Annotated in this window: 26 protein-coding genes and 1 CRISPR repeat array; of the genes, 18 read left to right on the top strand and 8 right to left on the bottom strand. The window is 58.7% G+C overall.

Annotated elements, in window-relative coordinates; translation table 11 throughout:
• Nucleotide 1: 1 nt before the first annotated feature.
• The 6 genes from cas5e (at nt 2) to HF320_RS06245 (ending at nt 7074) form a co-directional block, all read left to right on the top strand.
• Nucleotides 2-742: a type I-E CRISPR-associated protein Cas5/CasD gene (gene cas5e, locus HF320_RS06270; protein ID WP_169277565.1), complete on the top strand. Its 741-nt coding sequence runs from the start codon at nt 2-4 to the stop codon at nt 740-742.
• A gap of 13 nt (nt 743-755) precedes the next feature.
• A complete protein-coding gene (gene cas6e / locus HF320_RS06265; RefSeq protein WP_248276647.1) occupies nt 756-1472 on the top strand; it encodes a type I-E CRISPR-associated protein Cas6/Cse3/CasE in 717 nt (238 codons plus the stop codon).
• A gap of 26 nt (nt 1473-1498) precedes the next feature.
• A complete protein-coding gene (cas1e, locus tag HF320_RS06260) occupies nt 1499-2506 on the top strand; it encodes a type I-E CRISPR-associated endonuclease Cas1e (RefSeq protein WP_169277563.1) in 1008 nt (335 codons plus the stop codon).
• A 2-nt stretch (nt 2507-2508) separates the two neighbouring features.
• Nucleotides 2509-2868 (top strand): type I-E CRISPR-associated endoribonuclease Cas2e, encoded by a 360-nt coding sequence (cas2e, locus tag HF320_RS06255; protein ID WP_169277562.1) that lies wholly within the window; start codon nt 2509-2511, stop codon nt 2866-2868.
• A 78-nt stretch (nt 2869-2946) separates the two neighbouring features.
• A CRISPR array of direct repeats spans nt 2947-5292; the repeat unit is 29 nt; unit sequence GTGCTCCCCGCGTATGCGGGGATGATCCC.
• A gap of 316 nt (nt 5293-5608) precedes the next feature.
• On the top strand, nt 5609-6058 hold the full coding sequence (locus tag HF320_RS06250) for a type II toxin-antitoxin system HicB family antitoxin (RefSeq protein ID WP_169277561.1): 450 nt from the start codon (nt 5609-5611) through the stop codon (nt 6056-6058).
• 125 nt (nt 6059-6183) lie between these two features.
• Nucleotides 6184-7074, top strand: coding sequence for an Abi family protein (locus HF320_RS06245; protein WP_169277617.1), 891 nt, complete (start codon nt 6184-6186; stop codon nt 7072-7074).
• Nucleotides 7075-7607: 533 nt separating this feature from the next.
• Here the strand turns inward: HF320_RS06245 and HF320_RS06240 are convergent.
• Nucleotides 7608-8426, bottom strand: coding sequence for a TipAS antibiotic-recognition domain-containing protein (locus tag HF320_RS06240; RefSeq protein ID WP_169277560.1), 819 nt, complete (start codon nt 8424-8426; stop codon nt 7608-7610).
• A 168-nt stretch (nt 8427-8594) separates the two neighbouring features.
• Between HF320_RS06240 and HF320_RS09015 the strand changes: the two genes are divergently transcribed.
• The 3 genes from HF320_RS09015 to HF320_RS06225 all read left to right on the top strand — a co-directional run bounded on the left by HF320_RS09015 (nt 8595) and on the right by HF320_RS06225 (nt 10024).
• On the top strand, nt 8595-8792 hold the full coding sequence (locus HF320_RS09015; RefSeq protein WP_211158992.1) for a hypothetical protein: 198 nt from the start codon (nt 8595-8597) through the stop codon (nt 8790-8792).
• Nucleotides 8793-8868: 76 nt separating this feature from the next.
• Entirely contained in the window at nt 8869-9432 is a 564-nt protein-coding gene (locus tag HF320_RS06230; RefSeq protein ID WP_169277559.1) for a TetR/AcrR family transcriptional regulator, read from the top strand.
• Between the two features lie 112 nt (nt 9433-9544).
• Nucleotides 9545-10024, top strand: a complete 480-nt coding sequence (locus tag HF320_RS06225; RefSeq protein ID WP_169277558.1) for an HsmA family protein — start codon at nt 9545-9547, stop codon at nt 10022-10024.
• Between the two features lie 66 nt (nt 10025-10090).
• Here HF320_RS06225 and brnQ read toward each other — a convergent pair whose 3' ends face one another.
• Nucleotides 10091-11446, bottom strand: coding sequence for a branched-chain amino acid transport system II carrier protein (brnQ, locus tag HF320_RS06220; protein ID WP_169277557.1), 1356 nt, complete (start codon nt 11444-11446; stop codon nt 10091-10093).
• Between the two features lie 215 nt (nt 11447-11661).
• On the opposite strand from brnQ, the gene HF320_RS06215 reads away from it, so the two are divergent.
• Together HF320_RS06215 and HF320_RS06210 are read left to right on the top strand one after the other, a co-directional pair.
• Nucleotides 11662-11967, top strand: coding sequence for a HigA family addiction module antitoxin (locus tag HF320_RS06215; RefSeq protein ID WP_169277556.1), 306 nt, complete (start codon nt 11662-11664; stop codon nt 11965-11967).
• 92 nt (nt 11968-12059) lie between these two features.
• A complete protein-coding gene (locus HF320_RS06210) occupies nt 12060-15572 on the top strand; it encodes an FtsX-like permease family protein (RefSeq protein ID WP_169277555.1) in 3513 nt (1170 codons plus the stop codon).
• A gap of 83 nt (nt 15573-15655) precedes the next feature.
• Here HF320_RS06210 and HF320_RS06205 read toward each other — a convergent pair whose 3' ends face one another.
• Complete coding sequence (locus tag HF320_RS06205) at nt 15656-16165, bottom strand: Panacea domain-containing protein (RefSeq protein ID WP_169277554.1); 510 nt, start codon at nt 16163-16165, stop codon at nt 15656-15658.
• A 331-nt stretch (nt 16166-16496) separates the two neighbouring features.
• On the opposite strand from HF320_RS06205, the gene HF320_RS06200 reads away from it, so the two are divergent.
• Together HF320_RS06200 and HF320_RS06195 are read left to right on the top strand one after the other, a co-directional pair.
• The gene (locus HF320_RS06200; RefSeq protein WP_169277553.1) at nt 16497-18110 is read left to right on the top strand and encodes a peptide chain release factor 3; all 1614 of its coding nucleotides are present in this window, start codon (nt 16497-16499) and stop codon (nt 18108-18110) included.
• 39 nt (nt 18111-18149) lie between these two features.
• Nucleotides 18150-18683 (top strand): LOG family protein, encoded by a 534-nt coding sequence (locus HF320_RS06195; protein WP_169277552.1) that lies wholly within the window; start codon nt 18150-18152, stop codon nt 18681-18683.
• A gap of 72 nt (nt 18684-18755) precedes the next feature.
• Here the strand turns inward: HF320_RS06195 and HF320_RS06190 are convergent, their stop codons facing one another.
• Nucleotides 18756-19457, bottom strand: coding sequence for a uracil-DNA glycosylase (locus tag HF320_RS06190; RefSeq protein WP_169277551.1), 702 nt, complete (start codon nt 19455-19457; stop codon nt 18756-18758).
• 142 nt (nt 19458-19599) lie between these two features.
• Between HF320_RS06190 and HF320_RS06185 the strand changes: the two genes are divergently transcribed.
• Nucleotides 19600-20412: a putative RNA methyltransferase gene (locus HF320_RS06185; RefSeq protein ID WP_169277550.1), complete on the top strand. Its 813-nt coding sequence runs from the start codon at nt 19600-19602 to the stop codon at nt 20410-20412.
• Between the two features lie 50 nt (nt 20413-20462).
• Complete coding sequence (locus HF320_RS06180; RefSeq protein ID WP_169277549.1) at nt 20463-21134, top strand: class I SAM-dependent methyltransferase; 672 nt, start codon at nt 20463-20465, stop codon at nt 21132-21134.
• Nucleotides 21135-21161: 27 nt separating this feature from the next.
• Here HF320_RS06180 and HF320_RS06175 read toward each other — a convergent pair whose 3' ends face one another.
• Complete coding sequence (locus HF320_RS06175; protein WP_169277548.1) at nt 21162-21467, bottom strand: hypothetical protein; 306 nt, start codon at nt 21465-21467, stop codon at nt 21162-21164.
• Nucleotides 21468-21599: 132 nt separating this feature from the next.
• On the opposite strand from HF320_RS06175, the gene HF320_RS06170 reads away from it, so the two are divergent.
• Entirely contained in the window at nt 21600-22091 is a 492-nt protein-coding gene (locus HF320_RS06170) for an N-acetyltransferase (RefSeq protein WP_169277547.1), read from the top strand.
• A 9-nt stretch (nt 22092-22100) separates the two neighbouring features.
• Here HF320_RS06170 and HF320_RS06165 read toward each other — a convergent pair whose 3' ends face one another.
• Nucleotides 22101-22700 (bottom strand): tRNA (cytidine(34)-2'-O)-methyltransferase, encoded by a 600-nt coding sequence (locus HF320_RS06165; RefSeq protein ID WP_169277546.1) that lies wholly within the window; start codon nt 22698-22700, stop codon nt 22101-22103.
• 102 nt (nt 22701-22802) lie between these two features.
• Here HF320_RS06165 and HF320_RS06160 point away from each other — a divergent pair, with 102 nt between their 5' ends.
• Together HF320_RS06160 and rlmH are read left to right on the top strand one after the other, a co-directional pair.
• Complete coding sequence (locus HF320_RS06160) at nt 22803-22994, top strand: hypothetical protein (protein WP_169277545.1); 192 nt, start codon at nt 22803-22805, stop codon at nt 22992-22994.
• A gap of 47 nt (nt 22995-23041) precedes the next feature.
• Nucleotides 23042-23512: a 23S rRNA (pseudouridine(1915)-N(3))-methyltransferase RlmH gene (gene rlmH / locus HF320_RS06155; protein ID WP_169277544.1), complete on the top strand. Its 471-nt coding sequence runs from the start codon at nt 23042-23044 to the stop codon at nt 23510-23512.
• A gap of 54 nt (nt 23513-23566) precedes the next feature.
• Here the strand turns inward: rlmH and HF320_RS06150 are convergent, their stop codons facing one another.
• Both HF320_RS06150 and HF320_RS06145 read right to left on the bottom strand, forming a co-directional pair.
• Nucleotides 23567-24976 carry an ATP-binding cassette domain-containing protein gene (locus HF320_RS06150; protein ID WP_169277543.1) on the bottom strand — a complete coding sequence of 470 codons (1410 nt, stop codon included), beginning with the start codon at nt 24974-24976 and terminating at the stop codon, nt 23567-23569.
• Between the two features lie 36 nt (nt 24977-25012).
• Complete coding sequence (locus HF320_RS06145; protein WP_248276645.1) at nt 25013-26080, bottom strand: ABC transporter substrate-binding protein; 1068 nt, start codon at nt 26078-26080, stop codon at nt 25013-25015.
• Nucleotides 26081-26097 lie beyond the last annotated feature (17 nt).

Below are 26097 nucleotides of genomic sequence, written 5' to 3'. Positions count from 1 at the left end.
CATGTCGGTGTTGCTGCTTTCGCTTTCGGGCCCATTACAGTCATGGGGTGATTCGTCGCGTTTTACCGTTCGTAATACTGGGCGAGAGCCGTCAAAAAGTGGTGTTTTGGGTTTGGTGGCGTCTGCGCTGGGTAGAAGCCGTGAGGCTTCGCTGGAGGATTTATGCTCGCTTGAGTTTGGCGTAAGGGTCGACCAGCTCGGCGAGATGATCCGCGATTTTCAAACTGAGCATCTGGCGCGAGGCGGTGACAGCTTGCCTCTTTCGAATCGCTATTACCTTGCTGATGCGAAGTTTCTTGTTGCCCTGGGAGGGGATTCGGCGCTAATTGCCGAGATCGAACGAGCGCTGCTTCATCCAAAGTGGCCATTGTTTCTGGGCCGTCGTTCGTGCCCTCCCGACGCTCCTCTTCTCTATCACGCGAAGAGGGGGCCGTATGATGACATCCGCGTTGCTTTGAAAACCGAGCCGTGGATTGCATCTGAGTGGTATCGGAATAGATTAGGCGCACGGTGGAATGACGACTATCCCGATCTTGAAATCGCTTGCGATGCTCGCGACGGCGAGAAGGGCGAGATTCACGCCGATGTGCCCATGAGCTTCGGGGCGATTCGTCGTTATGGGCAGCGGTCGGTTGTGCGTGAGTGGATCAATAACCCCTCTGCTCCAGAGGATGACAGTCAAGGTTTGGATGCCCAGCTTTCTGCCGCATTGCAGGGGCATGACCCTATGGAATTCATCTAGGAAAGGAGGCAAATTGTTTATTTCGAGAGTCCCTCTGAATGGCGCCCGTCGTACTGCGCTTGAAATCATGGCGTCGCCAAACAAGATGCATGGCGCCGTTGAGGCTGCGTTTGCGCCGGTTCCTGATTGTGACTTTTTATCTGCATGTCAGTCGGGGCAAGATTTTGCAGAGGGGAGAATTCTCTGGCGAATCGATCGCGCTCCCGGCGAGGGCCGCGGTGCCTGGCTTTACGTTGTTAGTCCTAAAAGACCAGACTTCACTCATCTTTGCGAACAAATGGGGTGGCCAGTTGAAGGCGGTTGGGAAACCAAAGATTACGAACCCTTTTTGAAGAAGATAGGGGAAAGGCAACGATGGCAATTTCGCCTCAAAGCCAATCCGGTACGTAAGGTTTTTGTCGACAAAGGCTCCAGGAGCGACAAAGACGTCATTGGCACTATCCAAGGGCATGTAACCGTTGAGCAGCAGATGCAATGGCTTCTCGACCGTGCTGAGGCCCATGGATTCCGTATCCTTGAGGACCCGATGGGGAATCTTCAGTTTCAAGTGGGTCAACGGGAAAAGTCTTCTTTTTCGCATGCTGGATCCCGTGCCACGTTGACAACTGCGGTATTTGATGGCGCTTTGGAAGTAATCGACCGCGAAGCTCTTTGCCATGTTTTACGTTTTGGAATGGGACGTGCCAAAGCTTTTGGGTGCGGTCTGATGACCTTGGCTCCACTTCCGTAGGTAATTTGGCTAAATGGAGGGTTCCGATGGATGCTCAATTGCGCGAGAGGCAAAGGGGAGAGTCGGCGAACGGGAGACTTGCGTCTGCGCCTTCAGACATTATTGAGTTGTCTCGTATCGAGGACAGGGTCTCCTTTGCGTATTTCGAAAGGTGCGGTATCAATAGAGCGGACAATGCCATTACTGTTGAAAGCGCCGCGGGCACGGTCTATGTGCCCGCGGCTTCTTTGTCGGTATTGATGCTTGGTCCGGGCACTACGATTTCGCATCGAGCTATGGAGATGATTGGCGACAACGGGGTGACGGTGATTTGGGCTGGCGAGCGAGGTGTGCGTATGTATGCATTTGGCAAGCCATTGACACATTCATCGGCGTTGCTGCAGCGCCAAGCAGCCCTTGTTTCGAATAAGAGGAGTCGTCTGGAAGTTGCCCGGAAGATGTATCTGATGCGTTTTGAGGGCGAAGACGTGGCAGGGCTGACGATGCAACAGCTGCGAGGCCGGGAAGGCGCGCGGGTCAGAAGAATTTATAAGAAAATCTCAGAGGAGACGGGCGTTCCATGGAGTGGCCGCATGTATGATCCGAGCGACTACGCTGCTGGTTCTGATATCGATCAGGCGCTCAGTGCGGCTCATTCGTGTTTGTATGGCATTTCTCATGCCGCGATTGCTTCGCTTGGATGCTCCCCGGGGCTTGGTTTTGTCCATTCTGGTCATGAGCGCTCTTTTGTTTACGACATTGCAGATTTATACAAAGCCGAGGTTTCTATTCCTGTGGCCTTTAGAGTGACGGCAAGTGGGACGAGTGACATACCGGGAGATGTGAGGAGGGCAATGCGAGATGAAATCTATCGCACTGGCCTTATTAAGCGAATCGTGAAAGATATCAAACTACTGCTTGCGACTGAAGAGGATATTGAGCTTGACGGCGACGTCGTGCTGCTTTGGGATGAGAAAAACGAGTCTGTTCCAAGTGGCGTTCAATATGAGGACCCCTGCGAAAGGAGCCCTTTTTCTGCGGACGTGGAGGAATAGTTATGACGGTTATAGTGCTTTCCGCATGTCCTGTTGGGTTACGGGGAGATCTTACGCGATGGTTCCTCGAAATTGCTCCGGGAGTGTTTGTAGGTCATGTTTCTGCGCGCGTTAGAGAGCGAGTGTGGATTAGGGTAAAGGCTTTTGCGAAGTCGGGCCGAGCGATTATGGTGTATCCCGCTGCGAACGAGCAGCATTTGGCCTTTGAAGTTCATCAGCCTGATTGGGCACCCGTTGATTGTGACGGATTGAAACTAATAATGCGCCCCAAGGGTACGGAGGATGCGACTTTCGCTGGACCCCCAAAGAAAAATTGGAGCAAGGCGAGCCGCTTCCATAAAGCGCGCAAATTCAGTGGTTAATGAATTGCTGCTCGAAAGGTTCTTTGACAATCGAATGAAATAGTCTTAATTCGCTATATAATGACGAGGTATTTTAGTGTGCTCCCCGCGTATGCGGGGATGATCCCGGACCCGGTACACATATGTATAATGAGATCATGTGCTCCCCGCGTATGCGGGGATGATCCCGACGAATGTTCTCAATACTGACACCACAGGTTGTGCTCCCCGCGTATGCGGGGATGATCCCAGTATTTGACATTTGAAAGGATATATCATGGAGTGCTCCCCGCGTATGCGGGGATGATCCCATCAATGGCGACGCCCGCAAGGCGTTCCTCGGGTGCTCCCCGCGTATGCGGGGATGATCCCGGTACCGTCCGCACCAAGGTTTTGAATATCGCGTGCTCCCCGCGTATGCGGGGATGATCCCTCAGCTTCCACTTTGGCGTCATGATTGCGGCCGTGCTCCCCGCGTATGCGGGGATGATCCCGGTGTCAATCAGACCGTCATGCAGCAGGGTTAGTGCTCCCCGCGTATGCGGGGATGATCCCTACACTGGAGATGGGTGCATCGCCCGTTACAGGTGCTCCCCGCGTATGCGGGGATGATCCCAAGATTTCCGGCTTCGCGAGCAGCGTAGTCGAGTGCTCCCCGCGTATGCGGGGATGATCCCTGCGGCGAGGTGTTGACACCGACGACATCGCCGTGCTCCCCGCGTATGCGGGGATGATCCCCGCTGGTTGATGCATGGCAGCAGCTTATGGACGTGCTCCCCGCGTATGCGGGGATGATCCCTGAATGCCGCCGCGAAGGTCGGCGTTGCAGCCGTGCTCCCCGCGTATGCGGGGATGATCCCTGGAAGGTGGCCGCGCTCGGGGTCTGCACGTCGTGCTCCCCGCGTATGCGGGGATGATCCCATCGTCCCGCGCGTCTCCGAGATCGTGACGACGTGCTCCCCGCGTATGCGGGGATGATCCCATGATGGCGACGTCCTTGTCCTGCGCCATGTTGTGCTCCCCGCGTATGCGGGGATGATCCCGTCCTCGCCCCCGCGCTGCAACCGCTCCAGCAGTGCTCCCCGCGTATGCGGGGATGATCCCAGCGCGCGGAGGTCGCCGTCCTCCCCGCACGCGTGCTCCCCGCGTATGCGGGGATGATCCCAGCAGTCAAGCGATGAAGTCGTGGGAGGTGAAGTGCTCCCCGCGTATGCGGGGATGATCCCGGGCATGCATGCGACCGCGCTCGTGATGAAGTGTGCTCCCCGCGTATGCGGGGATGATCCCAGTGGGTTCATGATTCGCCTTCCATTCCTCAAGTGCTCCCCGCGTATGCGGGGATGATCCCCAGAGGCGGTGCCCGGGGTGCATCGCGAAGAGGTGCTCCCCGCGTATGCGGGGATGATCCCAACTTTTTTAGCTTATTGGCAATTTTTTTTAGTGCTCCCCGCGTATGCGGGGATGATCCCGATCAGAAGAGATACATGGCCACGGGCGCCGAGTGCTCCCCGCGTATGCGGGGATGATCCCTTCTCGTTGACGTTGGCGTTCACCGCGTCGATGTGCTCCCCGCGTATGCGGGGATGATCCCGAGATGGAGGGCGCGGCGCTGGTCGTGTCACGGTGCTCCCCGCGTATGCGGGGATGATCCCGAGATGGAGGGCGCGGCGCTGGTCGTGTCACGGTGCTCCCCGCGTATGCGGGGATGATCCCACATCTGGGAAGTCTTTTCTAATCCTGTTCCAGTGCTCCCCGCGTATGCGGGGATGATCCCGAGTATGCGAAGAGCATCGGCAAGGCCGGTGAGTGCTCCCCGCGTATGCGGGGATGATCCCTTCACCGGCGTGAAGGCCTTCTTGTACTCGTCGTGCTCCCCGCGTATGCGGGGATGATCCCTGTCACTGGACAAACCCGCTCTGGCAATGTGAGTGCTCCCCGCGTATGCGGGGATGATCCCGCCCGCATTGACGCCGCGCGTAAAGCCCTCGAGTGCTCCCCGCGTATGCGGGGATGATCCCTTGTATCGATGCAAGCGACCGCATGCATACCGGTGCTCCCCGCGTATGCGGGGATGATCCCGTCCCGGGAGCGCTCTCAAGCACGCATGGGGAGTGCTCCCCGCGTATGCGGGGATGATCCCGTGATGGACGGGTTCAAAATCTTGAAGCGTCTGTGCTCCCCGCGTATGCGGGGATGATCCCTTCTCGGCATCGACGGAGTAGCCCTTCTCGGCGTGCTCCCCGCGTATGCGGGGATGATCCCAGCACGAGGCGCGGTGAGACCGTCCTGGACGTGTGCTCCCCGCGTATGCGGGGATGATCCCTTCAATTACAAGTCGGGCGGAATCAATGGAATGTGCTCCCCGCGTATGCGGGGATGATCCCTACTGCGACACTACTGCGTGATTTGCTTCCACGTGCTCCCCGCGTATGCGGGGATGATTCCGTCGCTAGCCCAGGCGCTTCATGGCCTGCCTGCGCTCCCCACGCATGCAGGAATTATAAATATTAGCTGTGCTAATATTTAATGTTGAGAGGACCCGGACGGTGACTAAGAAGGGGGTCTTGAGCGGGAGCCGACCGACGCTGGCTACGCCAAACTCAACGGTACCGGTGCCAAGCAAGGCAAGTTCCGCTGCGGGGACGTGTCGGTGCCGGTGCCGAGGCGCCGCGAGAAAAGAAGACGATCGCGAGAGGGGGCCAGGAAGAAGGCGGGGCAGCTCAGACTCTGCCTTCCTCTTCACCGCAGATAAGGAGTGAGCATGATCGTCATACAGGAGTTCGAGTTCTACCCCGACCCCGAGGGTGGCTATGTCGTGAAGCCATGCGGACTTGACGGAGCCACCGAGGGCGATACCTACGAGGATGCCGTGGAGATGGCGGTTGACTGGCTGCGCGTCCGTGCCCTGGCGGCGCTGGAGCGTGGAGCGGAGTTCAGGGGCGGCGGCCTCGGCCATGCGTCGTCTCGCGGCGGGACCGTTGTCACCCTGGCGGTGAGCGCTGAGCTTTCCGACGTCCCGGCCGTTACAGCCGCTGAGGCCGCCGAGATGCTGGGCGTAAGCACCGCGCGCGTGGCGCAGCTCTGCCGCGACGGGAGCCTGAATAGCTGGAGGGTCGGCAGCGCCCGCATGGTTTCGTGCGACTCCATCGAGTGCCGCCTCGCCGCCAGACCCGAGTCGGGAAGGCCGCACAGGGCCTCCGCCGAAGCGTAAAAAGAAGGCTTACGAAACTTACGGGCCGATGCTGACCTTGCGAGAAGAACGGAGTGGTGTATGATAGGAATCGAAAGTACCGGGGGCACTTCTAGCGGCGACGCAAGTGGAAATCCCCCGGTCGTATTTTCCCACGCTTCAAATCAAATAAAGAGATTCTGGCGACCCTCGCAGAGGACGGGTTCCTCGATGCAGGCACCCCTGAGGCCCTGTACGTACTCGATCATGTAAGCTACCAGCACCTGCTCCCATACATCAAGGTCCTCGACTCCTTGCCGGCATGGGAGCAAAGGACCATAAACATGGTCCACAATCTGCTGACGTTCGACAGGCGCATGCAGTCTATGCTGATGAAGTACATTGGCATATTCGAGGCTCAATTTCGCGCCCAGTATCTGCGCACCATGGCATCGGAGCACGGTCCGTACGCCGTCTACGATGGTTCCCTGTTTCTCAGGCCGGATAACTATGAGAGGTCGTTCAGGTCGTACAGCGAAGAGGTCGACAAGAGGATCTCGAGGGACAAGCCGTTCAGGGCCGCCTTCGAAGCGGGGCACCGTAGGCTCCCGATCTGGATGGGGCTCGAGTGCATGACGCTTGGAACGCTGTCGGCACTGTTCTCGAATACTGCCGATAAGTCTGTGACCGATGCTGTCGCCGAATCGTTCCGCTGCACGAAAGCCGAACTTACAAGTTGGACAAAGACCATCACCGCCGTTCGGAACATCTGCGCGCACTTCGAGCCGCTGTTCATCAGGGCTCAGCTGCCGTCTCAGCCGAAAGGGATAATCGGAAACACCTGTCCACGCAGGAGTCCTCTCTACGCCATCGTCCTCCTCAGCCGTTTGCTCGAGGACATGGAGTTCGAAAGCTACGACGGGAACCTCATCTACGCTAGACGCCTCGAGATGGACGCCCGCGAGTACCTCTTGATGCTCGAAAAATTTTGCGGAGGTTTGCTGCCACTTCCTAGCGTCCCGCAAAACTGGAGGACATATCTACACGTACTGAGCTAAAAGAAAGCTCTCGCACGGGCCTTGGTTCATCGTAGGGGCCCATCCTGGAGACGGAGAATCTCTGATGGGACGCGAGTATTATGCCACACAGGGAGAGCTCGTCGTGGGGATGCGTGCAGAAGATTGGGCTGCGCGACTTCAGACAGTGCTGGGACAAGCGGTACATGCCAAAGATGGCGTCCAGGCTCGAGTCCGGCGAGATCGCAAAGAGTGTCACCAATAGCTACGGCGGCCTATGGTGGAAGTGCGTCTCGCAGCTGTGGGGCGTGACGGTCGCGTCGCCCGTCACGGAGGAGGAATGTCAGGTCTGGTTCCTCTCGATGTCGAGCTGTGCTCCCCGCGTATACGGGGATGATCCTAGCGTGTCGCCTTGGGGCAGGGCGCGCGTTCAATGGTCCCCGCGAATGCGGGGTTAATGTTTGGATAATTAGATGACGAGGCCGCGCTTCCTGCGGATATCCGGCGATTGGCGGAGATGTCTCAGCGAAAGAGCGAGGAAGTCATGGAAATGCGGCAGATTTCCTGCCCTCGCCCTACATCCCACCCTTTACAGCCTCAACCAGAAACGCGGTGGCGCCAGTTCCGCAGGGGTTATCGTAATAGGACACAAACCGCGGGTCAGCAAGGTATCCCTTAACAAGCTCCGGGTAAGCCTCGTCTTCGGGCTCACTTCCCCAGTGGAGGCCCACCCACCGGCGATGCATCCGTATCAGCTTTTTCGCCTCGGGGCCGCGTGGGTCGCCCTCTGCCATAGCAATCGAGAGCTGGCCCAGAATCGCTCGCTCAAGCTCCTTCATGTCATTCCATGCTGCCGGGTCCATATCCAACAGGCGCTCATTGGCAGCATCAATCGTCTCGTTTCCGTAGAGCTCGCGGGTTTCTTCGCCATAACGCTCCTCGTTCTCGCGCACCGCGCGCCACCGCTCCAGCTGCGGCAACACCGCACCCATAAGCGACACCGCCTCGTCGAGCGTCATGCCCGTATTTTCCGCCAGGCGTGGGGCACAATCCTCGATCATGGCCTCCATTGTGGTCTCGTACGTGTATTCTCCCTGCTCATAGCACCATTTGCAGTAATGGTCGGTTTTCTTGCCGCTCGCATCGGTGCCGCAATCGTCAGGGGTGAGGTACATGCCGCAGCTCTCGCAATAATGCTCAGGCATCTCCAAAAGGTGCGAGAGCGGCTCGCCGGTAACGGCGGCGATGAGCTTCATCATGTCGATTCCGGGCGTAACTTCCCCGCGTTCCCAGCGGCTCACAGCCTGGCGTGTCACAAAGAGCTTGCCCGCAAGCTGTTCTTGCGTAAGGCCATGCGCTCGACGTACGGCAATAAGGTTCTCGGCAAAGGCCATAGTGGCTCTCCTTCCAGCGGGTTTCTTGATAGTGCAAGCTTAAGCGGCGCAGGCAGCCAATCCAAGCAACCGTTTGTTGCGCGGGGCAAGTTGGCCTATAACTGGGCAAAACCTCTCGGTCCCATCGCGCCGCTTTGATACGATGGGATAAGCTCGAAAGGATCCATCATGCGCGTTATCGACCTTACCCATACCATCACCCAGGACATGCCGGTCTATCCGGGGACGGACACGCCCCGGCTTACGCCGGCCGGCACGTACGAGAACGATGCCTTTGCGCCGCAAGAAGCTCTTTTCTTCCTGCGCCATCGCTTAGTTCGAGTGACCCCGTTGCCAAACGCTGCAGGCGTTGCTGCACTACGATGACCACATCGCGCACCGTTTGGTCTACCATCTTTTATACGAGCAAGCTAGAACGTGCGGACGCAGCAGGGGAGACCGGATGGCTTCGAGCGTTATTTCTCGTGATGAACTCTTGGAAGAGGCATATCGCATCGCCGATGCGCAGGGCCTCTCGGCGCTTTCCATCCGCTCGCTGGCGCAGGCGTGCCATGTGAGCGTGGGCACCATCTACAACCACTTTGCTTCTAAGGACAAACTCACCACGGCAACTATCGAGCTGTTCTTTCGCCGTTCCGTCTTCGACGGCTTTTGCCACCTCGACGCGCGCAAGGGTTTTGTCGACTATTGCGAGGATCTCTACGCATCGCTTGTCATGGTGCTCGACCGCTTTAGGCGCTGCTGGCTCAAGGGCGCCGAGGTGCTCCCCGCGGTCGAGAAAAATGCGGCCCATCTGCGCGAACAGCAGATCTTGAACCATGCCCTGCGCGGTCTGGTAGAGGTTTACAAGAACGACGCCGCCATCCGTACAGACTTACCTGTGGGTTTTGACGCCGCGTCGGTGTGCCGCTTCACGTTCGACAACATGCTCAATGCGCTGCATGCGGGGCGGCAGGGCTGTCCTATTCTTTTCGGTCTTCTTCGAAGGACGTTCTACAACGCGTAAGACATGAACAAGGCACCTTTGATGTTCAGGTGTGGTGATTCCACAATATGATTCGAAGCCGGGGCGACTAGCGCATCCGGCGCGATATCGACTTTGGAGGAATCACATACCTATGAATTCGTTGATTATGCCTGCGTCGACGGCGATCACGCTCGCTCTTGTCTTTTATACCATTGGCGTTTTTGGCGAGCGCCGCGCCGGCACGCTTAAGAAGAGCCATCTCGCGCTGTTCTGGTTGGGCCTGATCTGCGACACAACGGGCACCACCATCATGACCGCCATCGCGCGCACCTCGACTGCGGCTGTCTCCCCGCTGCACGCCATTACCGGCTTGCTGGCCATTATCTTCATGCTTTTCCATGCCCTGTGGGCAACGTTTGTCACCGTGCGCGGCAGCGAGCAGAGCCGCCAGGGCTTCCACAAACTGAGCATCTGCGTGTGGCTCATCTGGCTCATCCCGTACTGCGCGGGCCTGTTTATTGGCATCCCCGTGTTCCATTTTGGTGACGCCGCGGTGCTGGCATTTTCCGTGTGCATCCCGGCGCTTATTGGCATCGTGCTGTTCATGCAGGAGCGCAAGCGCGCCTGCTAGCAATTCGATGCCCCTCTTTTCACTGCGCCAAGGTCGGAGCGGGTTCCTTTGGGTGCCCACCCCGACCTATTTTGTTGCGCGTGCGACCGAGAGGATGGCGCCCACGGCGGCTCCGCAAAGGGCGGGGAGCAGCCAGCCAAAGCCCAGGCTCGCAAGCGGCAGGGCGTCGAAGGGCAGCCACGTACCGGCAAAGAACGCATCGCGCAGGGCCGTGGCAACGCTCACGATCGTTGTGGCTCCGATGGCCCAGGGCCAGGTGAGGGGCAGGCGGTCGCACGCGCGGTGTGCCATGCCCATGATCACGAAGACGATGGAGACGGGGTAGAGCGCGCTCAGCAGCGGGACCGAGAACGTCAGGATGGCGTCGAGGCCAACGTTTGAGAGCACGCAGGAAAAAACGGTAAAGGCCGCCGCCCAGCCTGCGTAGGGGATGCGGCCCAGTATACGCGTCTGCGCACCGGGGCCTGCCGCGCCAAAGGTCTCGGCAAAGTAGGTGCCGCAGCAGCTAATGAGGCCAATGCAGACGTTTAGGCAGGCGAGTAAGTAGATGGCGGCGATAATCACCGTTCCCGCAATGCCAAAGTGCAGCGTAGCGGAGGCAGTGAGCAGCGCCGCGCCGTTGGTGGCGTGCGGCATGACCGAGCCAAAGCTGGCGCCCACCTGTGCCAGGCCGCAGTAGACAAGTGCCATAAGGATGCCAGCCACAATGCCCGCACGCGAGATCTCGCGCATGAGACCGTGCGAATCGCTCACACCGAGCCCCTTGATATTCTCGGCGATAACGAGGCCAAAGGTGAGAGAAGCGAGCAAGTCCATGGTTTGGTATCCCGTAAGGAATCCCTGGATGGAGGCGGCGCTATCGTAGGGTGCCTGAGGCGCTTGCGCCACGCCGGCGGGTGAGACGATCGATGAGCCCACGACCATGATCAGCAGGAGGATGAGTGCGGGTCCCGTGATGCGCCCCAGGAGCTTGGTGAGGGCTCCGGGGTGCATGGCAAGGGCGTATGCCACGGCAAAGAACACGATGGAGAAGACCAGGCGGATGGTGCCGATGGGTGCGCCCTGCGGAAAGAGCGGGACGAGCATCTCGAAGGCGGTTGAGCTGGTGCGCGGAATGGCGAGACAGGGTCCGATGGCCAGGTAGATGGCTGCAACGAAGATGCTCGAGAACAGCGGATGGACGCGGTCGGCTAGCTCGCGTGCTGTGCCCACAAGCGCCACGGCCACGATGCCGAGTACCGGCAGGCCGATGCCGGCAACAAGGAAGCCGATCATTGCCGGGATGGTGGAGGTGCCCGCCTGGAGTGCGAGCATGGGCGGCAAGATGAGGTTGCCGGCTCCAAAGAACATCGAGAACAGCGTGATGCCCACCGCGATGGACTGTCGGGGCGAAAGGGATTGGTTCGTTGCCACTTTGTTCATACTGCGGGCCTTTCAAAAGAGTACGTTCGTGGATTGTATTGTCTCATACACGACGGCACCTGGATGAATATCGGGAAGAGACATTTAACCATAACAAGCGAACATATGTTTGATATGATATTGTCAGTATGAAAATAGTAACGTTTGACGTTAATAACGCGTTGGGTATGCGCAACGTGTGCAGATCGTTGATTATCACGACTAGGGGGGTTGCTATGACCGAATTGCTCGACCCCGTAACTCCGGGGGAGCTTCTTAAAGAAGAGTTTCTCGAGCCTTTGGGAATTTCTCAGTATCGTCTTGCCAAGGAAATTGGCGTGCCCGCGCAACGCATTGGGCAGATTGTGCTCGGAAGACGTGCCATCACGGCCGATACCGACTTGAGGCTTTGCACGTTTTTTGGTTTGTCGGATGGCTATTGGCTGCGCGCGCAGGCAGCCTATGACATGGAGATTGCTCGCAGGAAGCTTGAGCCCGAGCTTAAGAAGATTCGCCCTTGGAGCGCGGCCGCGGCTCTGTAGCTCCCGTCCACCGCGCCGGCGCAAATAATGGGCTAGTCGCTTACAATAAAACGAAGACTGCAAGAAATATCGCCGAGAATTGAGTGCATGCGATGGCCAGCGCATTTACCAAAGATGTGATTCGCTCCGTTACCCATTCGTGGGGGCGTTTTATCGCTATCGCCATCATTGCGGCGCTGGGAACGGGCTTCTTTGCAGGCTTGCGCATGACCGGACCGGACATGCGCCTGGCGGGGGACGAATATTACGACGGCACCTACCTTTCCGACGCCCGCGTGGTCTCAACGGTGGGCCTTGACGATAACCAGATTGACCAGATTCGCGCGGTCAAGGGCGTGGCTGCCGTTATGCCCGCCTACGAGGCCGATGCGATTTCCGATGTTGACGGCATTCAATGCACCTTGCGCTACCACTCGCTCGACGTGGACGCAGCGCGCGCCTGCGAGTACGACGGCGTGAACACCACGTCTAAAGATGACGACTACCTTAACCGCCCAATTCTCACAAGCGGCACCTGGCCTAAAGCTGCAGATGAGTGCCTGCTTTCAGCCGATACGGTGTGGCAAAGCGACGTGAAGATCGGCGACAAGGTGCGCTTGATCGAGGGCACGCAGGACCTGGACGATACGTTTGCCGTGCGCGAGTTCACCATCGTGGGCTTTTGTGAATCAGGCTACTACACCTGCTCGACCAGCATGGGATCAACCTCGCTGGGCAGTGGCAAGCTGACGAGCTTCGCCTATGTTCCCGATGGCGCCTTTGCGGACGACTATCCCTATACCGAGGCCTTTATCTCTGTGGAGGGGGCGCGCGATGAGCGCTGGTCGAGCGATGCCTATCAGCAAAAGGTCGATGCGGTAACCGCTCGTATCGATGCGATTTCTAACGACATCAAGACTTCGCGTTTGGATGATTTGCGTGCGGAGGCACAGGCCGAGCTTGACGAGAAACGCGCAGAATACGAACGCAAGAAGGCAGATGCCGAGGCTCAGCTTGCCAGCGGCCAGTCGGAACTCGATAGCGCGAAGGCTCAGCTCGATAGCGCTGCGGCAGACCTGGAATCGGCGCGCGCTCGCATAGCGCAAAGCGAAGCGCAGCTGCGCGACGGCAGAGCTCAGTACGAGGCGGGAACCGCGGAACTCGAGGCCCAAAAGCGACAGGCGTATGCGGCCCTCGCGCAAGCTCAAGCCCAGATAGACAACGCGCAGGCACAGTACGATGCGGCGATGGCCTCGCGCGCGCAGCTTGCCGAGCAGCTCGATACCGCGCAGACGTCCCTCGACCAGGTACAGGACGGCCTTGCCCAGGTCGACGCCGGCATTACGCAGGCAACGGCAGGCATCGATACGCTGACGGCGACCATCGATCAGCTTCAGCAGCAGATTGATGCTCTGCCCGCGGACGATCCGGCGCGCGCTACGCTCGAGCAGCAAAAGGCCAGCTGTGAACAGCAGCTCGCTCAGGCTCAAGAGGAGCTTGCGGGCCTGCAACAGCAAAAACAGACCCTCGAGGGGCAAAAGACTCAGCTTGAGGGTGCAATTTCCCAGCTCAAAGGCGGCATCGCGCAGATTGATTCCCAAACCGCCGGCGTGGCCGAAAGCCTGAGCGCCGCGCGATCAGAGCTTGCGGCTCAAAAGGCAGCTGCCGAGAACGGCTTTGCCACAGCCCAGCAGAGCCTCGATGCGGCGCTGTCGCAATTGCAGTCGGGAGCGGGGCAACTTGAGAGCGGAAAGGCTCAGCTCGCAGAAGGTCAGGCACAGTACGACGAGGGCTTTGCCCAGTGGCAGGCGGGCAGCTCCGAGCTTGCGCAAAAGCGTGCCGATGCCCAAAGTCAGTTTGCCGACGCCGAGGCCCAGCTCGAAGAAGCCCAGGCCAAGGTGGACGATATCGCCACCATGGACGCCGATGTCTACACCCTCGACTTAAAGAAGAACATGGGCGTTGAGAGCTACCGCTCCGACGCCGGGCGTATCGACCAGATCGCGCAGGTCTTCCCTCTGCTGTTCTTCCTGGTTGCAGCACTTGTTTCGCTCACCACCATGACGCGCATGGTGGACGAGGACCGTATGCTCATTGGTACCTATAAAGCGCTGGGCTATTCCAACGCGCGCATTACGGGCAAGTATCTGGGTTATGCGGCCATCGCGAGCGGTGTGGGCTCGATTGTGGGTATCCTGGCGCTCTCTACGTTCCTGCCGTGGTTCATCATGGGGGCCTACGCCATCATTTACGCCGTTCCCTGCAGGCCCGTGCCTATCGATGCGCCCATTGCCCTGTCCTCGGCAGGCCTTGGCATTGGCATCACTGTGCTGGCCACTTGGTTTGCCGTGGCGGCCACCCTGCGCGAGAAGCCCTCGACGCTCATGCTCCCGCGTGCGCCCAAGGCAGGTAAGCGCATTTTGCTGGAGCGCATCCGCCCCGTTTGGAGTCGTCTGACCTTCTCGTGGAAGGTCACCGCGCGCAATCTCTTTCGCTATAAGCGACGCTTCTGCATGGCCATCATCGGCATCGCCGGCTGCACGGCTCTGCTGCTTACGGGCCTTGGACTCGAGAATTCCATCAACGACATCATCGACAAGCAGTTTGGCGAGCTGTACCACTACAACACAATCGTGCGCATGGACGAAGACGTCACCGTGGCGCAGAAAAAGACCGCGACCGAGCGTATCGATGAAGATTCCACCGGCTCTTCCACCTGGCTTGCGACCGAGAACATGGTGGTGCGCCAGGCGGGCGCTCGCGACAACGATTCCGACCAGATGGTCGAGCTTGACGTGCCGCAAAAGGTCAAGTCGTATTCCGAGTTCCATACGCTGCGCGACCGCGTCTCGGGGAAGACGATGACGCTTGACAACACGGGTGCGCTCATCAGCGAGAAGCTTGCCACCGAGTTGGGCGTGCGGGCAGGCGACTCGGTTGATATCTACGTGCAGGATGCCATTGGCAACCCCACGGGCAAGGCGTACCGAGTGCGCGTGGCGGGTGTGGTTGAGAACTATGTGGCGCACTACGTGATCATGACTCCGGCGCTTTTTGAGAAGACGTTTGGCGAGAAGGCCTCGTTTACCACGCTGTATGCGAGCGTGAAAGAAGATGAGGCCACGCGCGACAAGGTGAGCGACGATTTACTGGCCTGCGACGGCGTAAAGACTGTGAGCTATAACGACGAGACCATCAGCAGCTATCGCAGCATGCTCAAGAGCGTGGACTCGGTTGTAGTGGTGCTGGTGGTCGCTGCGGCGACCCTTGCGTTCGTGGTGCTCTACAACCTTACCAACATCAACATTGCCGAGCGCGTGCGCGAAATCGCGACGCTTAAGGTCTTGGGCTTTACGCAGCATGAAGTCAATGCCTATATCTATCGCGAGACGTTGCTGTTGGCACTCATCGGCTCGCTTGTGGGTCTTGTGCTGGGCATCTTTATGGAGGGCTACGTGATCGTGACCGCCGAGGTGGACCAGGTGATGTTCGGTCGCGACATTCATCTTCCGAGCTTTATTGTCGCGTTTGCCCTCACCATGGTGTTCTCGGTGATCGTAACGCTGTTCATGCGTTCCAAGCTTCGTCGCATCGACATGGTAGAGAGCCTCAAGAGCGTGGAGTAGCGCGCAGGCTCAACATGGCTGCGCTTCCTCATCATCAAAAACAAGGGGAGCAAAAGGGCATGGCTGCTGCTTGGTAGGTGGCATCAGGAGTTCTCCAGAAGCCTTAATGCGTTGGGCATGGAGGCGATGGTCGATTGGACAGCTTGGCCGATAGTGACAAGCTTGCCATCGTCAATTCCGTCTGCCGAAGCAAGAATCGCTTTAGGGGTAATGGTGTTGTCTTTTTCGGGGGAGTAGACACTGGCCCAGGCTCCACCGGGCTTATGAGACAACGTTACTAAGTCGAACGCAGACAGGTTTCCGAGCTTTTCCATTACGGAATGAACAATCTGCTTCGAAGCCGCATCGAGCTTCTCAGGCCCATTTGTCACTTGGATGCGATTTCTGCCATAAGAGGAGAATGCCTGATATACCGCGGGCTCGACGGGACCGTACTGCCACGCTTCGATTGCGTCGTCGAACAGAGGGCGCCCCAGCTTGCGTAGGGATTCGACGTATGAATAATAGACAAGCTTGTTGAGCTTGAGATTTGTGATCTCGATCGTATCGCTCCAGTTATTGACGATGTAGTTTGCAACGCTCAGTGCGTTCATGCCGTTCTCCCTTCTGCATCCTAAAGCTATCAATTTCGAATTGGGTAAATTATCTACCCATTTGTCTGGTTGTCGAGGCGAGCCCCGCAAACCTGTCTTTGAATTTCACGATAGATTATCGCGTAGCGTGAGGACAGATTGAGCTTAGATGAGGACTGCCTGATGACGGGAATCTGGGCCGGTTTGTTCAGACGGGTTTTGAATGGACTTCTCTTGTTCTCTCGTTATGCGATAACGGCGTGGTCCTCGTTGCTCGCGCTCTATGGCTCGCGCTACAATGCTAAGGTTGCATATTCGCACGTTACGCATACCAATACCAGTTAGGACACGCATGGCATCCCTGTCTGATCAGATTTCCTCGCGTCGCACGTTTGCGATCATTTCGCACCCCGACGCCGGCAAGACGACCCTTACCGAAAAACTGCTGCTCTATACCGGCAGCATCCAGACAGCGGGTTCCGTTAAGGGCAAGTCGAGCTCTAAGCATGCCGTGTCCGACTGGATGGACATCGAAAAAGAGCGCGGCATCTCCGTCACCTCCTCGGTGCTGCAGTTTTCCTACAACGGTTGCTGCGTGAACATCCTCGACACCCCAGGCCACCAGGACTTCTCCGAGGACACGTACCGTACGCTCATGGCTGCCGACGCTGCCGTCATGGTGATCGACGCCGCCAAGGGCGTCGAGGCTCAGACCATCAAGCTGTTCCGCGTTTGCACCCTGCGCCACATTCCCATCTTCACCTTTGTGAACAAGCTCGATCGCGAGGCGCGCGATCCCTTTGAGCTCATGGAAGAGATCGAGAATGTCTTGGGTATCAACACGTATCCCATGAACTGGCCGATTGGCTCTGGCCGCAACTTCCGTGGCGTCTTTGATCGTCAGACGCGCCACGTGATCGCCTTCGAGGGCGATGGCCATGCCAACGCCACCAAGAAGGTCGCCGAAGTTGAGGCCGAGCTGGGCGATGCCAAGCTCGACGAGCTCATTGGCGAGGAGAACCATCGCAACCTGATGGACGATATCGAGCTGCTCGACGGCGCGGGCGATGAGCTGGACCTCGACGCCGTGTCGTGCGGCAAGCTCAGCCCTGCCTTCTTTGGCTCGGCACTCACCAACTTTGGCGTGGAGCCCTTCCTGCAAGAGTTCCTGCGCCTGGCGCCCACGCCGCTGCCCTACAAGGACACCCTTACGGGCGAGCCCGTGGATCCCGCGGCCAACGACTTCTCCGGCTTTGTCTTTAAGATTCAGGCCAACATGGACAAGAACCACCGCGACCGCATCGCCTTTGTGCGCATCTGTTCGGGCAAGTTCGAGCGCGGCATGGACGCCTTCCACATGCAAGGCGGGCGTAAGCTCAAGCTGGCTACGGGCACCGCGATGATGGCCGATGACCGTGCAATCGTCGACGAGGCCTATGCCGGCGACATCGTGGGATTGTTTGATCCGGGCATCTTCTCCATTGGCGATACGGTGTGCGCGGGCAAACAGCGTGTGCAGTTCCCGCAGATCCCCACGTTTGCGCCGGAGCATTTTGCGCGCATCACGCAGGTCGATACCCTCAAACGCAAGCAGTTCGTCAAAGGCATGGAGGAGCTTGCCCAGGAGGGCGCCATCCAGATCTTCCGTGAGCTGGGCGCCGGTATGGAGAGCGTGATCGTGGGCGTTGTGGGCGTGTTGCAGTTCGAGGTGCTCGAGCAGCGCCTGAAGTCCGAGTACCACGTCGAGGTGCGCCGTCAGCCGCTTTCCTACACCGATATCCGCTGGATTATGAACGACCCTGATACCATCGATATCCCGGCGCTTTCACTCACGCGCGACACGCTGCGCGTCGAGGACATGCGCGGCGGCAAGCTGCTGCTGTTTACGAGCCCGTGGAATGTGGATTGGGCGACCGATCATAACGAGGGCCTTGAGCTCTCCGAGTTCGGCAACATCTCGTTCTAACGAGCGTTTGACGCGGGAGTTTGAGGGGAAACATCGAGCATGAACATCACCGTGTATTTGGGTGCCTGCGAGGGGTGCGATCCGCAGCTCAAGCAAGCCGTGCGCGAACTGGGCACCTGGATTGGCACCTCCGGGAACTCCCTGGTGTATGGCGGGTCCAAGACGGGCCTCATGGGCGAGCTTGCCTTAGCGGCGCTTGAAGCGGGTGCCGAGGTTACGGGCGTAGAACCGCAATTCTTTGTCGATTCTGTCTTACAGCTGGAGGGCCTCACCCGCCTGATCGTCACGCCCGATATTGCCGAGCGCAAGGCAAAGATGATCGAGCTGGGCGATGCCTTTGTGGCGTTTCCCGGCGGTACGGGCACACTTGAGGAAATCTCTCAGATCATGAGCATGATCGGTCTGGGACAGCTCGATGCGCCGTGCGTTTTCTACAACCTTAACGGCTATTACAACCCTATGGCAGAGCAGCTCGACCGTATGCTGGCGTGCGATCTGACCTCACCTGAGCGCCTACAGGGCATCGCGTTTGCTCGCGACCTGGATGAACTTGTCGCCTGCTTACAGGCGTAATGCACAAACGAGGCTAGCTGTTGATCTGGACGCGATGGGCGCATGCCTGTCGCGTCTTTTATGTCGCGGTGGCTAGGCGCACCAATCGATGGGGATGGCTCCATGCTGAGTGAGCAGTTCGTTGGCGTGCGAGAAAGGACGCGAGCCCATGAAGGCAGGCAGGCCGCCTGCCGCGCGCGTGGCAGAGAGAGGCGAGGGGTGCGTGGAGGCAAGGAAGAACTTGTTTGCGTTTGCGTCCGTTGCCTTGCGTGCTGTCTCGACCATATCGATGGCGTGGCGTCCCCAGGTGAGGAATACGACCGGCTGCTCAAGCTGTAGACAGAGCCGCACAATCGCATCGGTGAGAGTCTTCCATCCTAGCTTGGCATGGGAGTTTGCCGCGCGCTCGCGTACCGTGAGCGTGGTATTGAGCAAAAGGACGCCCTGTTGTGCCCAAGAGGTCAGGTCGCCGCAGGCGGGTGGCGTGCACCCAAGGTCTACAGCCATCTCCTTGTAGATGTTTCGCAGGCTCGGAGGCAGCTTTTGTCCTTTGGGGACCGAGAACGAGAGGCCCATGGCCTGGCCGGGCCCGTGGTAGGGATCCTGTCCTAAAATGACAACGCGTACACTTGCGGGCGCGGTGAGCGCGAGCGCATTGAGGATGTTATCTTGCGCGGGATAGATGGTCTCGGTTTGGCGCATGGTGTCGACGTGTTCCAGGAGACGTTGCGTTTGGGATACTACGTCTTCGGGCAGCTGCTCGAACCATTCGTCAATATGCGTGCGCTCGGTCATGAGGCCCCTTTAGGCAGATAGAGGGTAAAAGCTACGACGATTTTGTCCCAGTTTGGATGGCGAGGTCAAGGAGCTTGGCGGTGCAAGAGCGTGATGTGCCACAATGGGGTTCAGGTTTTGTTGACGATGGAATGGAATGAGCATGCTACGTTGCCCTGTATGCGGACAAGAGCTTCAGGCGGACAATCGCGGTGCGACGTGTCCTTTGGGGCACCGCTTTGACCGTGCGCGCGAGGGTTACCTCAATTTATTGCGTTCCAATAAAAGCGGTGACTCCATGGGCGACCCCAAGAGTCAGGCGCGCAGCAGACGCGATTTTCTAAACCAGGATTATTATGCCCCCTTGCGCGACGCGTTGATGGACATCGTGCGCGAGCAGGTCTCCGCCCGCTCGGGCCAGGAGCCTTTGGTGCTGCTCGATATTTGCTGCGGCGAGGGCTACTATACTTCCGCTATGGGCTCGGTCGAAGGCGTTGACGCCTACGGTTTTGATCTGGGCAAAGAGATGGTGCGTTTGGCCGCCAAGCGCGGCGGCGCCACGTATTTTGTTGCCAACATGCGCGCTATCCCTGTGGCCGATAGATCGATCGATGTGGCGACGCATTTGTTTGCCCCCTTTAACGAACGTGAATTCACGCGCGTACTTAAACCGGGCGCCTCGCTCTATACGGTTATTCCTGGCGCGCGTCATCTTTGGGGCCTTAAAGAGGTGCTCTACGATACCCCTTACGTAAACGACGAGAAGTTGCCGCAGACAACGGAGCTCGAGTTGGTCTCGACCCGCAAGGTCGCGGCGCAGATCACGCTCGCCACCCCGGCCGATATCGAGGCGGTATTCCAAATGACGCCGTACTACTACCGCACACGCCGCAAAGACCGCGAGCGCCTGGCGAACCTCGAGCAGCTCCAAACGCCCATCGAGTTTCTCATCGCCCAATACCACCGCCCCATGTGACAAAAAGTCGACAGGTTTATTTTGTCACATTCGACCGCTGGGAGGCGTAAATGAACCGTTCACAGGAAGAAGCACGCGCAGCGGGGCTGCAGCTTGTCCAAACGCCGGAAGGTCTTGCCCTCACCGACGGGACCATGCAGCTTATTGCCGATTATGCGCACATGATTCCCCGTCTTAAGCAAGGGGTCCTGCAGCGTGAGCTGCTGGTCCGTGCTGCGCGTGCTCGCGGCGTGGAACATCCGGTTGCCTTTGACGCGACGGCGGGATTTGGCGAGGATTCGCTGCTCTTGGCTGCGGCGGGCTATACTGTCGAGATGTTTGAGTGCAACTCGGCTATCAGTGCGCTGCTGGCCGATGCTCTGGAGCGCGCGGCGAGCGATCCGCGTTTGAGCGAGGCAGCCGCCCACATGCACCTCCATGTGGGGGATAGCATTGCAGGCATGGCGGAGCTTGTGGCGGCGGGCACCGTTCCGTACGCGGTCTATTTGGACCCGATGTTTCCCGGGCGCACCAAGAGCGCTTCGGTTAAGAAAAAATTCCAGTTGCTGCATCACTTGGAGCAGCCCTGTGCGGATGAGGCCGCGCTTCTTGCCGCAGCGCGAGCAACGGGCGCGCGCAAAATCGTGATCAAGCGCCCCGTAAAGGGACCGCTTCTTGCAGATGCCAAACCGAGCGCTCAGTTCAAAGGCAAGGCCGTTCGCTACGACGTCCTCGCCTTTTAGAGGTGCCGGCGCTCGGCCGCGCCCGTGTTATCGCTGCGGATGAGACGTGAGGTGCCAACCTCCGCACCAGGAGCATTTGTAGCAAGCGAGGCCGCCGCGTCCATGGGCGGCGCAGGCAGCAATGGCGTCTTGGGCTTCGAGCCGGCTGTTGTAGCGCGTCTTGCGCTCGCAGGACTTGTAGCGCAGGGCTTCTTCATGTTTGGCATGCATGCGGTCGCGGCGTTTGTCCTCGGCGGCAAAGAGACTGTCGGACACGCCCGTGTCCTCGTTGCCAAGGTCTGCCAAAAAGGCCATCTTTTGCTTTTCGCGAGCCGAACGCTTCTTGCTGCCCATCGTAAAATCCTTGCGTTGCCGGAGTTGCTTGGGGTCATTATCGCGCATCTTTGAGTACGATAGGGGGCGTTTGCAATTGTTTGGGAGCATGGGCGCAACGCCGCATATCCCGTGGGGCACATTGGGAGAGCTATGAAGATCCGCAAAACCACCGAGGCCGATCTGCCACAGGTCATGGCAACGTTCGATGCCGCGCGGGCCTTTATGCGCGCTCACGGCAATAAAACGCAGTGGCCAAAGGGCAACCCCTCGGAAGACAAGGTACGCGCTGATATCGCACGCGGCAACAGCTACGTATGCGTGGAAGATGATGCCGTGGTGGGAACGTTTGCCTTTATAGCCGGACCCGATGCCGCCTATGTTCATATCGAAGACGGCGCATGGAACTTCGACGCACCGTATCATGTGATCCATCGCGTTGCCTCAAACGGCAAGACGCATGGTGTTGCCAAGGCCTGCTTTGAGTTTTGCCAGCAGCGCGCCGATGCCCTGCGTATCGATACACATGAAGATAATATCCCCATGCAAAATGCGATCCGCAAGTATGGCTTTGCGAGAGCGGGGGTTATTTACGTTTCCGATGGAACGCCGCGTATCGCATTTGATTGGCAAAAAGAGCACTAGGCCACAGCGCTACATTCCGGGGAAGTCCGTCTGGCGTAGTGCCTCATAGAGGACGATGGCAGCGGAATTGGAGAGATTGAGCGCGCTAATGCGATAGCTTGTGGGGTCGATAAAATTGCCGCAGATGTCCTGCTGCAAAATCGCCTCATGATCGGGTTCGCTGTGTCCAAGCGCTTGCTCGTGTGCCTCCCAGGCTTCGGCATTGGCAAGCGACGCTTCGTCGGGGAGCATGGGGATGCGCTCGCAGCGTTCGGGCGAACAAGCCAGCAGTTCCTCGGGAATGCCGTTGCTTTCGCTACCAAATACCAGGTAATCGCCATCGCGGTAGCTGCTTTGGGCATACGTGCGGCGCGCCTTTTTGGTCAAGAGGTGCAGGCGCTCATCGTCGCGAGCGAGCTCGTTTTGACGCAAGAAGTCCTCCCAGCCCTCATAGGTGCACACATCGAGGTTTTCCCAATAGCCAAGGCCCGCGCGGTGCACGGTCTTATGGTCGAGCGAGAATCCTAAGGGGCCAATTAAATGGAGGCGTGCTCCGGTGACAACGCAGGTTCGTCCGATGTTGCCGGTATTCGCCGGAATTTCCGGTTGGTACAAAACCACGTTGAACATGAGTCTCCTTTGCATGCGGGCCATATGAGCGAAAACCATCATACGGCTTTGGACGCAGCTTGCAAAAGGTGCTGAGCGCAAAGGGGCCGCCTCCCATGCGCTATGATTCTGCAGGGCTACCAGGCGGGTGCCAATGCCGTTGTCTCCAATCCCGGCGTCTTGTATAAATCGCGGGCGGAGGATGGGGACGACGTCGATGTCCTCAAAATGGCGGGTGAGCTTGCGGTCGTCTCGCAATGGGGATACAGCCGCAGCCACTTTATCGCCGATGAAGATTATTGCAATCGCCAATAGGGTTGCGACAGCGTGCCTTGACAGGCTGTCGTTACAGGGGAGAACCGATGAAATACACCGTTATCGCTGTAGGTAAACTTAAAGAGCGTTTTTGGAAGGATGCTTGTGCCGAGTATCTCAAGCGTTTGGGCGGCTATGCCAAGGTTGAGGTGCGCGAGGTTGCCGATATCGACCCTGCGCGCGCCGGCGGTGTCGATGCATCGCGCAATCGCGAGGGGGCGTCCATCCTCTCCTCGATTCCCGATCGCGCACATGTGATTCTTCTCGCTATCGAGGGCAGGGAGCGTTCGAGTGAGGAATTCTCTCGGTGCCTTGACCAGCTTGCGCTGGGCGGAGACAGCGACATCGTCTTTATCATCGGAGGCTCCGATGGCGTGTCGGATGCCGTGCGCGCCCGCGCGAACGAGACGCTCTCCTTTGGCCGCATCACCATGCCGCATAACTTGGCACGCGTGGTGTTGCTAGAGCAAGTCTACCGCGCCATCAAAATCAGCCGTGGCGAGCCGTACCACAAGTAGCTGGGCCGCCGGGAGGCTGGCTGCGATTAAAGCCCGTCTTGTGCTGCGATGCCGCTACAGCTCGAGCACTTGCGCTGTAAGAGCCTGAGCGTCGTTCGCATCATGCGTGGCGAAAACGACGATACGCCTGGTGCCATGCCGTTTCACAAACGCGAGCGCACAAGAATGCGCCTGCGCGTCGAGTCCGCCAAACGGCTCGTCTAGCAGCACGAGCTCGCCCGGAGCGGCAAAGGCGCGCGCCAATTCGACGCGGCGCCTCTGCCCGCCCGAAAGCTCGCGCACGGGGCGGGAGAGCGCATCTTTTGGCAGTAGCTCACATGCGAGGTCGCGCGCGTCTTTGCGGGTAAAGCCCGGGCGCGCAAAGAGCAGAATATTGTCGATGGCATCAAGGTCTTCGACAAGGCACGCATCTTGGAACATCATCGAGCATCCCCGGGCGGCGTTCTCAAGAGCACCGCCGAGCGGCTTTTGCAGGCGCGCCATGGTGCGCAAGAGGGTTGTCTTGCCCGTGCCCGAGGGGGCCTGAAGACAAAGACAAGAAGACGGGCCGAGCGAGAAGCCGAGGGGCTCACGCAACGGCTCAGCGCCATATCCAATCAAGAGCCCTTGAGCGCGTAGGGAGGCGTTATGTCCGCTGGGGGCTTCGCCTCCGCTTTCCATAAGGTCGCGCGGAGCCCTTAGGGCAAGCTTCGCCGCACGAGGCCAAGTACCGCGAAGAAGCGCCATCGCGCCATGTTCAAATAACCAAGACAGGCAGATCACGCAAAACGTCCAGGCAAAAAGGTCAGGCGTTTCGAGCAGTAGTTTTGCCTGGTAGATTCTCTCGCCAAGGGAACCCGCGGGAACGCCGATAAGCTCGGCGGCGATTCCTGCTTTCCAGCTCATGCCTAAGACGGTGCTGCTAGCGGCCTGCAGGTAGGGAAGGACCGCAGGCCATATGAGCGCGAAGAAGCGCCTTCGCCCGCGTGCGCCAAAGATTTCAAAGAGGTCGCGTTGGCCTGCATCCATGTTGTCGAGCCCTGCGCACAAAGCAAAGTAGATGGCGGGCACAACCAGAAGCAATACTGTGATGATGCTGACATTTGCCGCGCCGATCCAAATGAGCAAGATGACGACGATGCAAGCGACCGGCGTGCTCTTGATGGCCAAAAGTGCCGGCTGCAGCAGGATGCGAACCGTACTCATATGCCAAGATACGGCGGCAAGGACGCCGGCAATGACGTATCCAAGCAAAACACCCGCCACGATGCGTAATGTGGAAAACCAGATGCTGCCCCAAAACGTTTGTGTGCTTGACAGGCGACAAAGGGCAAGCAGGGCGTCGAGCGGTCCGCAGAGCAAAATGCCGCTGCTGTCCAGCATGCTTGCTACCTGCCACACGACAAGCCAAAAGGCGACGGGCGCGCAGCGGGTGAGGGCGTGCACGCCCGTCGCCTTTTTATCGATCGGTGGGTTTTTATCCATGGGACAGCTCGTTGCGTCTAGGGGGCGGGGCGCGTCTTACGCCTGATAGTAGAAATCGTCTGCAGGAAGAGAGCCGCCTACAGACGAGGCATCGGCTTGATAGAGCACCTCGAGGTAGCCGGCGAGCGCCTGCTTGAGCTTCTTGCCGGTAAGGCACACCAGGTGACAAGCGGGAATGGCTTTCTGTGCCACTGCTTCGGACTCAAGGATGCCCTGCTCGACTACGAGCTCGGCAGCTTTGTCGGGATGTTCATTGACGTACTCCACGCTTGCCGATTGACCCTTGAGAAATTCCTCGACCGCATGGGGGTGCTCTTCAAGAAACTCATTGCGCACGACGGTGACGCCGGTGACGAGCTCGCTGGTATCGCCGGATTGCTCGGCAGCCTCATTCCAGGCATCCGTGAGATCGATGGGGGCGGCGAGGGCCTGATTTTTGGCGAGGGCTGCGGTGGCAAAGGGCTGCGGCAGCACGCCGATAGCCGTAGGATCCGAGGCAAGAACGCTTACGACCTCGGTTGCCTCGCTTTTGAACTCGAGCGTGACGTTGCCGGCGATGCCCGCGGCGTCAAGCAGGTAATTCATCACGTATTCCGGCGTGGTTCCCTTGCCGGTGAGATAGACGGTCTTGCCTGCAAGGTCTTTGAACGAGACGATGGACGTGTCTGCCGTGACCACGCTGAGGACGCCGAGCGTATTGACATTCAGGCAGGTGATGCCGCCTTTTGTTTTGTTGTAGACCACCGATGCCGCGTTTGCCGGGATCAGCGCGATGTCGATATCGCCTTTGATGAGGGAAGGGAGCACCTCGTCTGCAGCCGTGGAGAGGGTGAACGCATAGCTGTTGGCAAGGCCGCTGTCCTTGGATGCGGCCTGGTCCATAAAGTGTACGAGACCGATGGTAGTGGGACCCTTGAGCGAGGCGACGCGTACGCTGGTGGACGAGTTGCTCGCAGCCGAGTCCGCCGTGGAGCCTTTGGCGCTGGCGGCAGTGCCCTTGGCTCCGCAACCGGTGAGTGCGATGCTCATGATGCCGAGCCCCGCTGCAGACAAAAAGCCGCGCCTGCTAATCATCATGCTGCTGTCAAATGCGCTAGATTTCATTTCGAGCCCTTTCAAGA

Origin of the sequence: Collinsella acetigenes, assembly GCF_012844445.1 — a bacterium.
Lineage (GTDB): Bacteria > Actinomycetota > Coriobacteriia > Coriobacteriales > Coriobacteriaceae > Collinsella > Collinsella acetigenes.
Note: the sequence above shows the minus strand (reverse complement) of the source record. Positions and strands in the feature narration are given on the sequence as shown.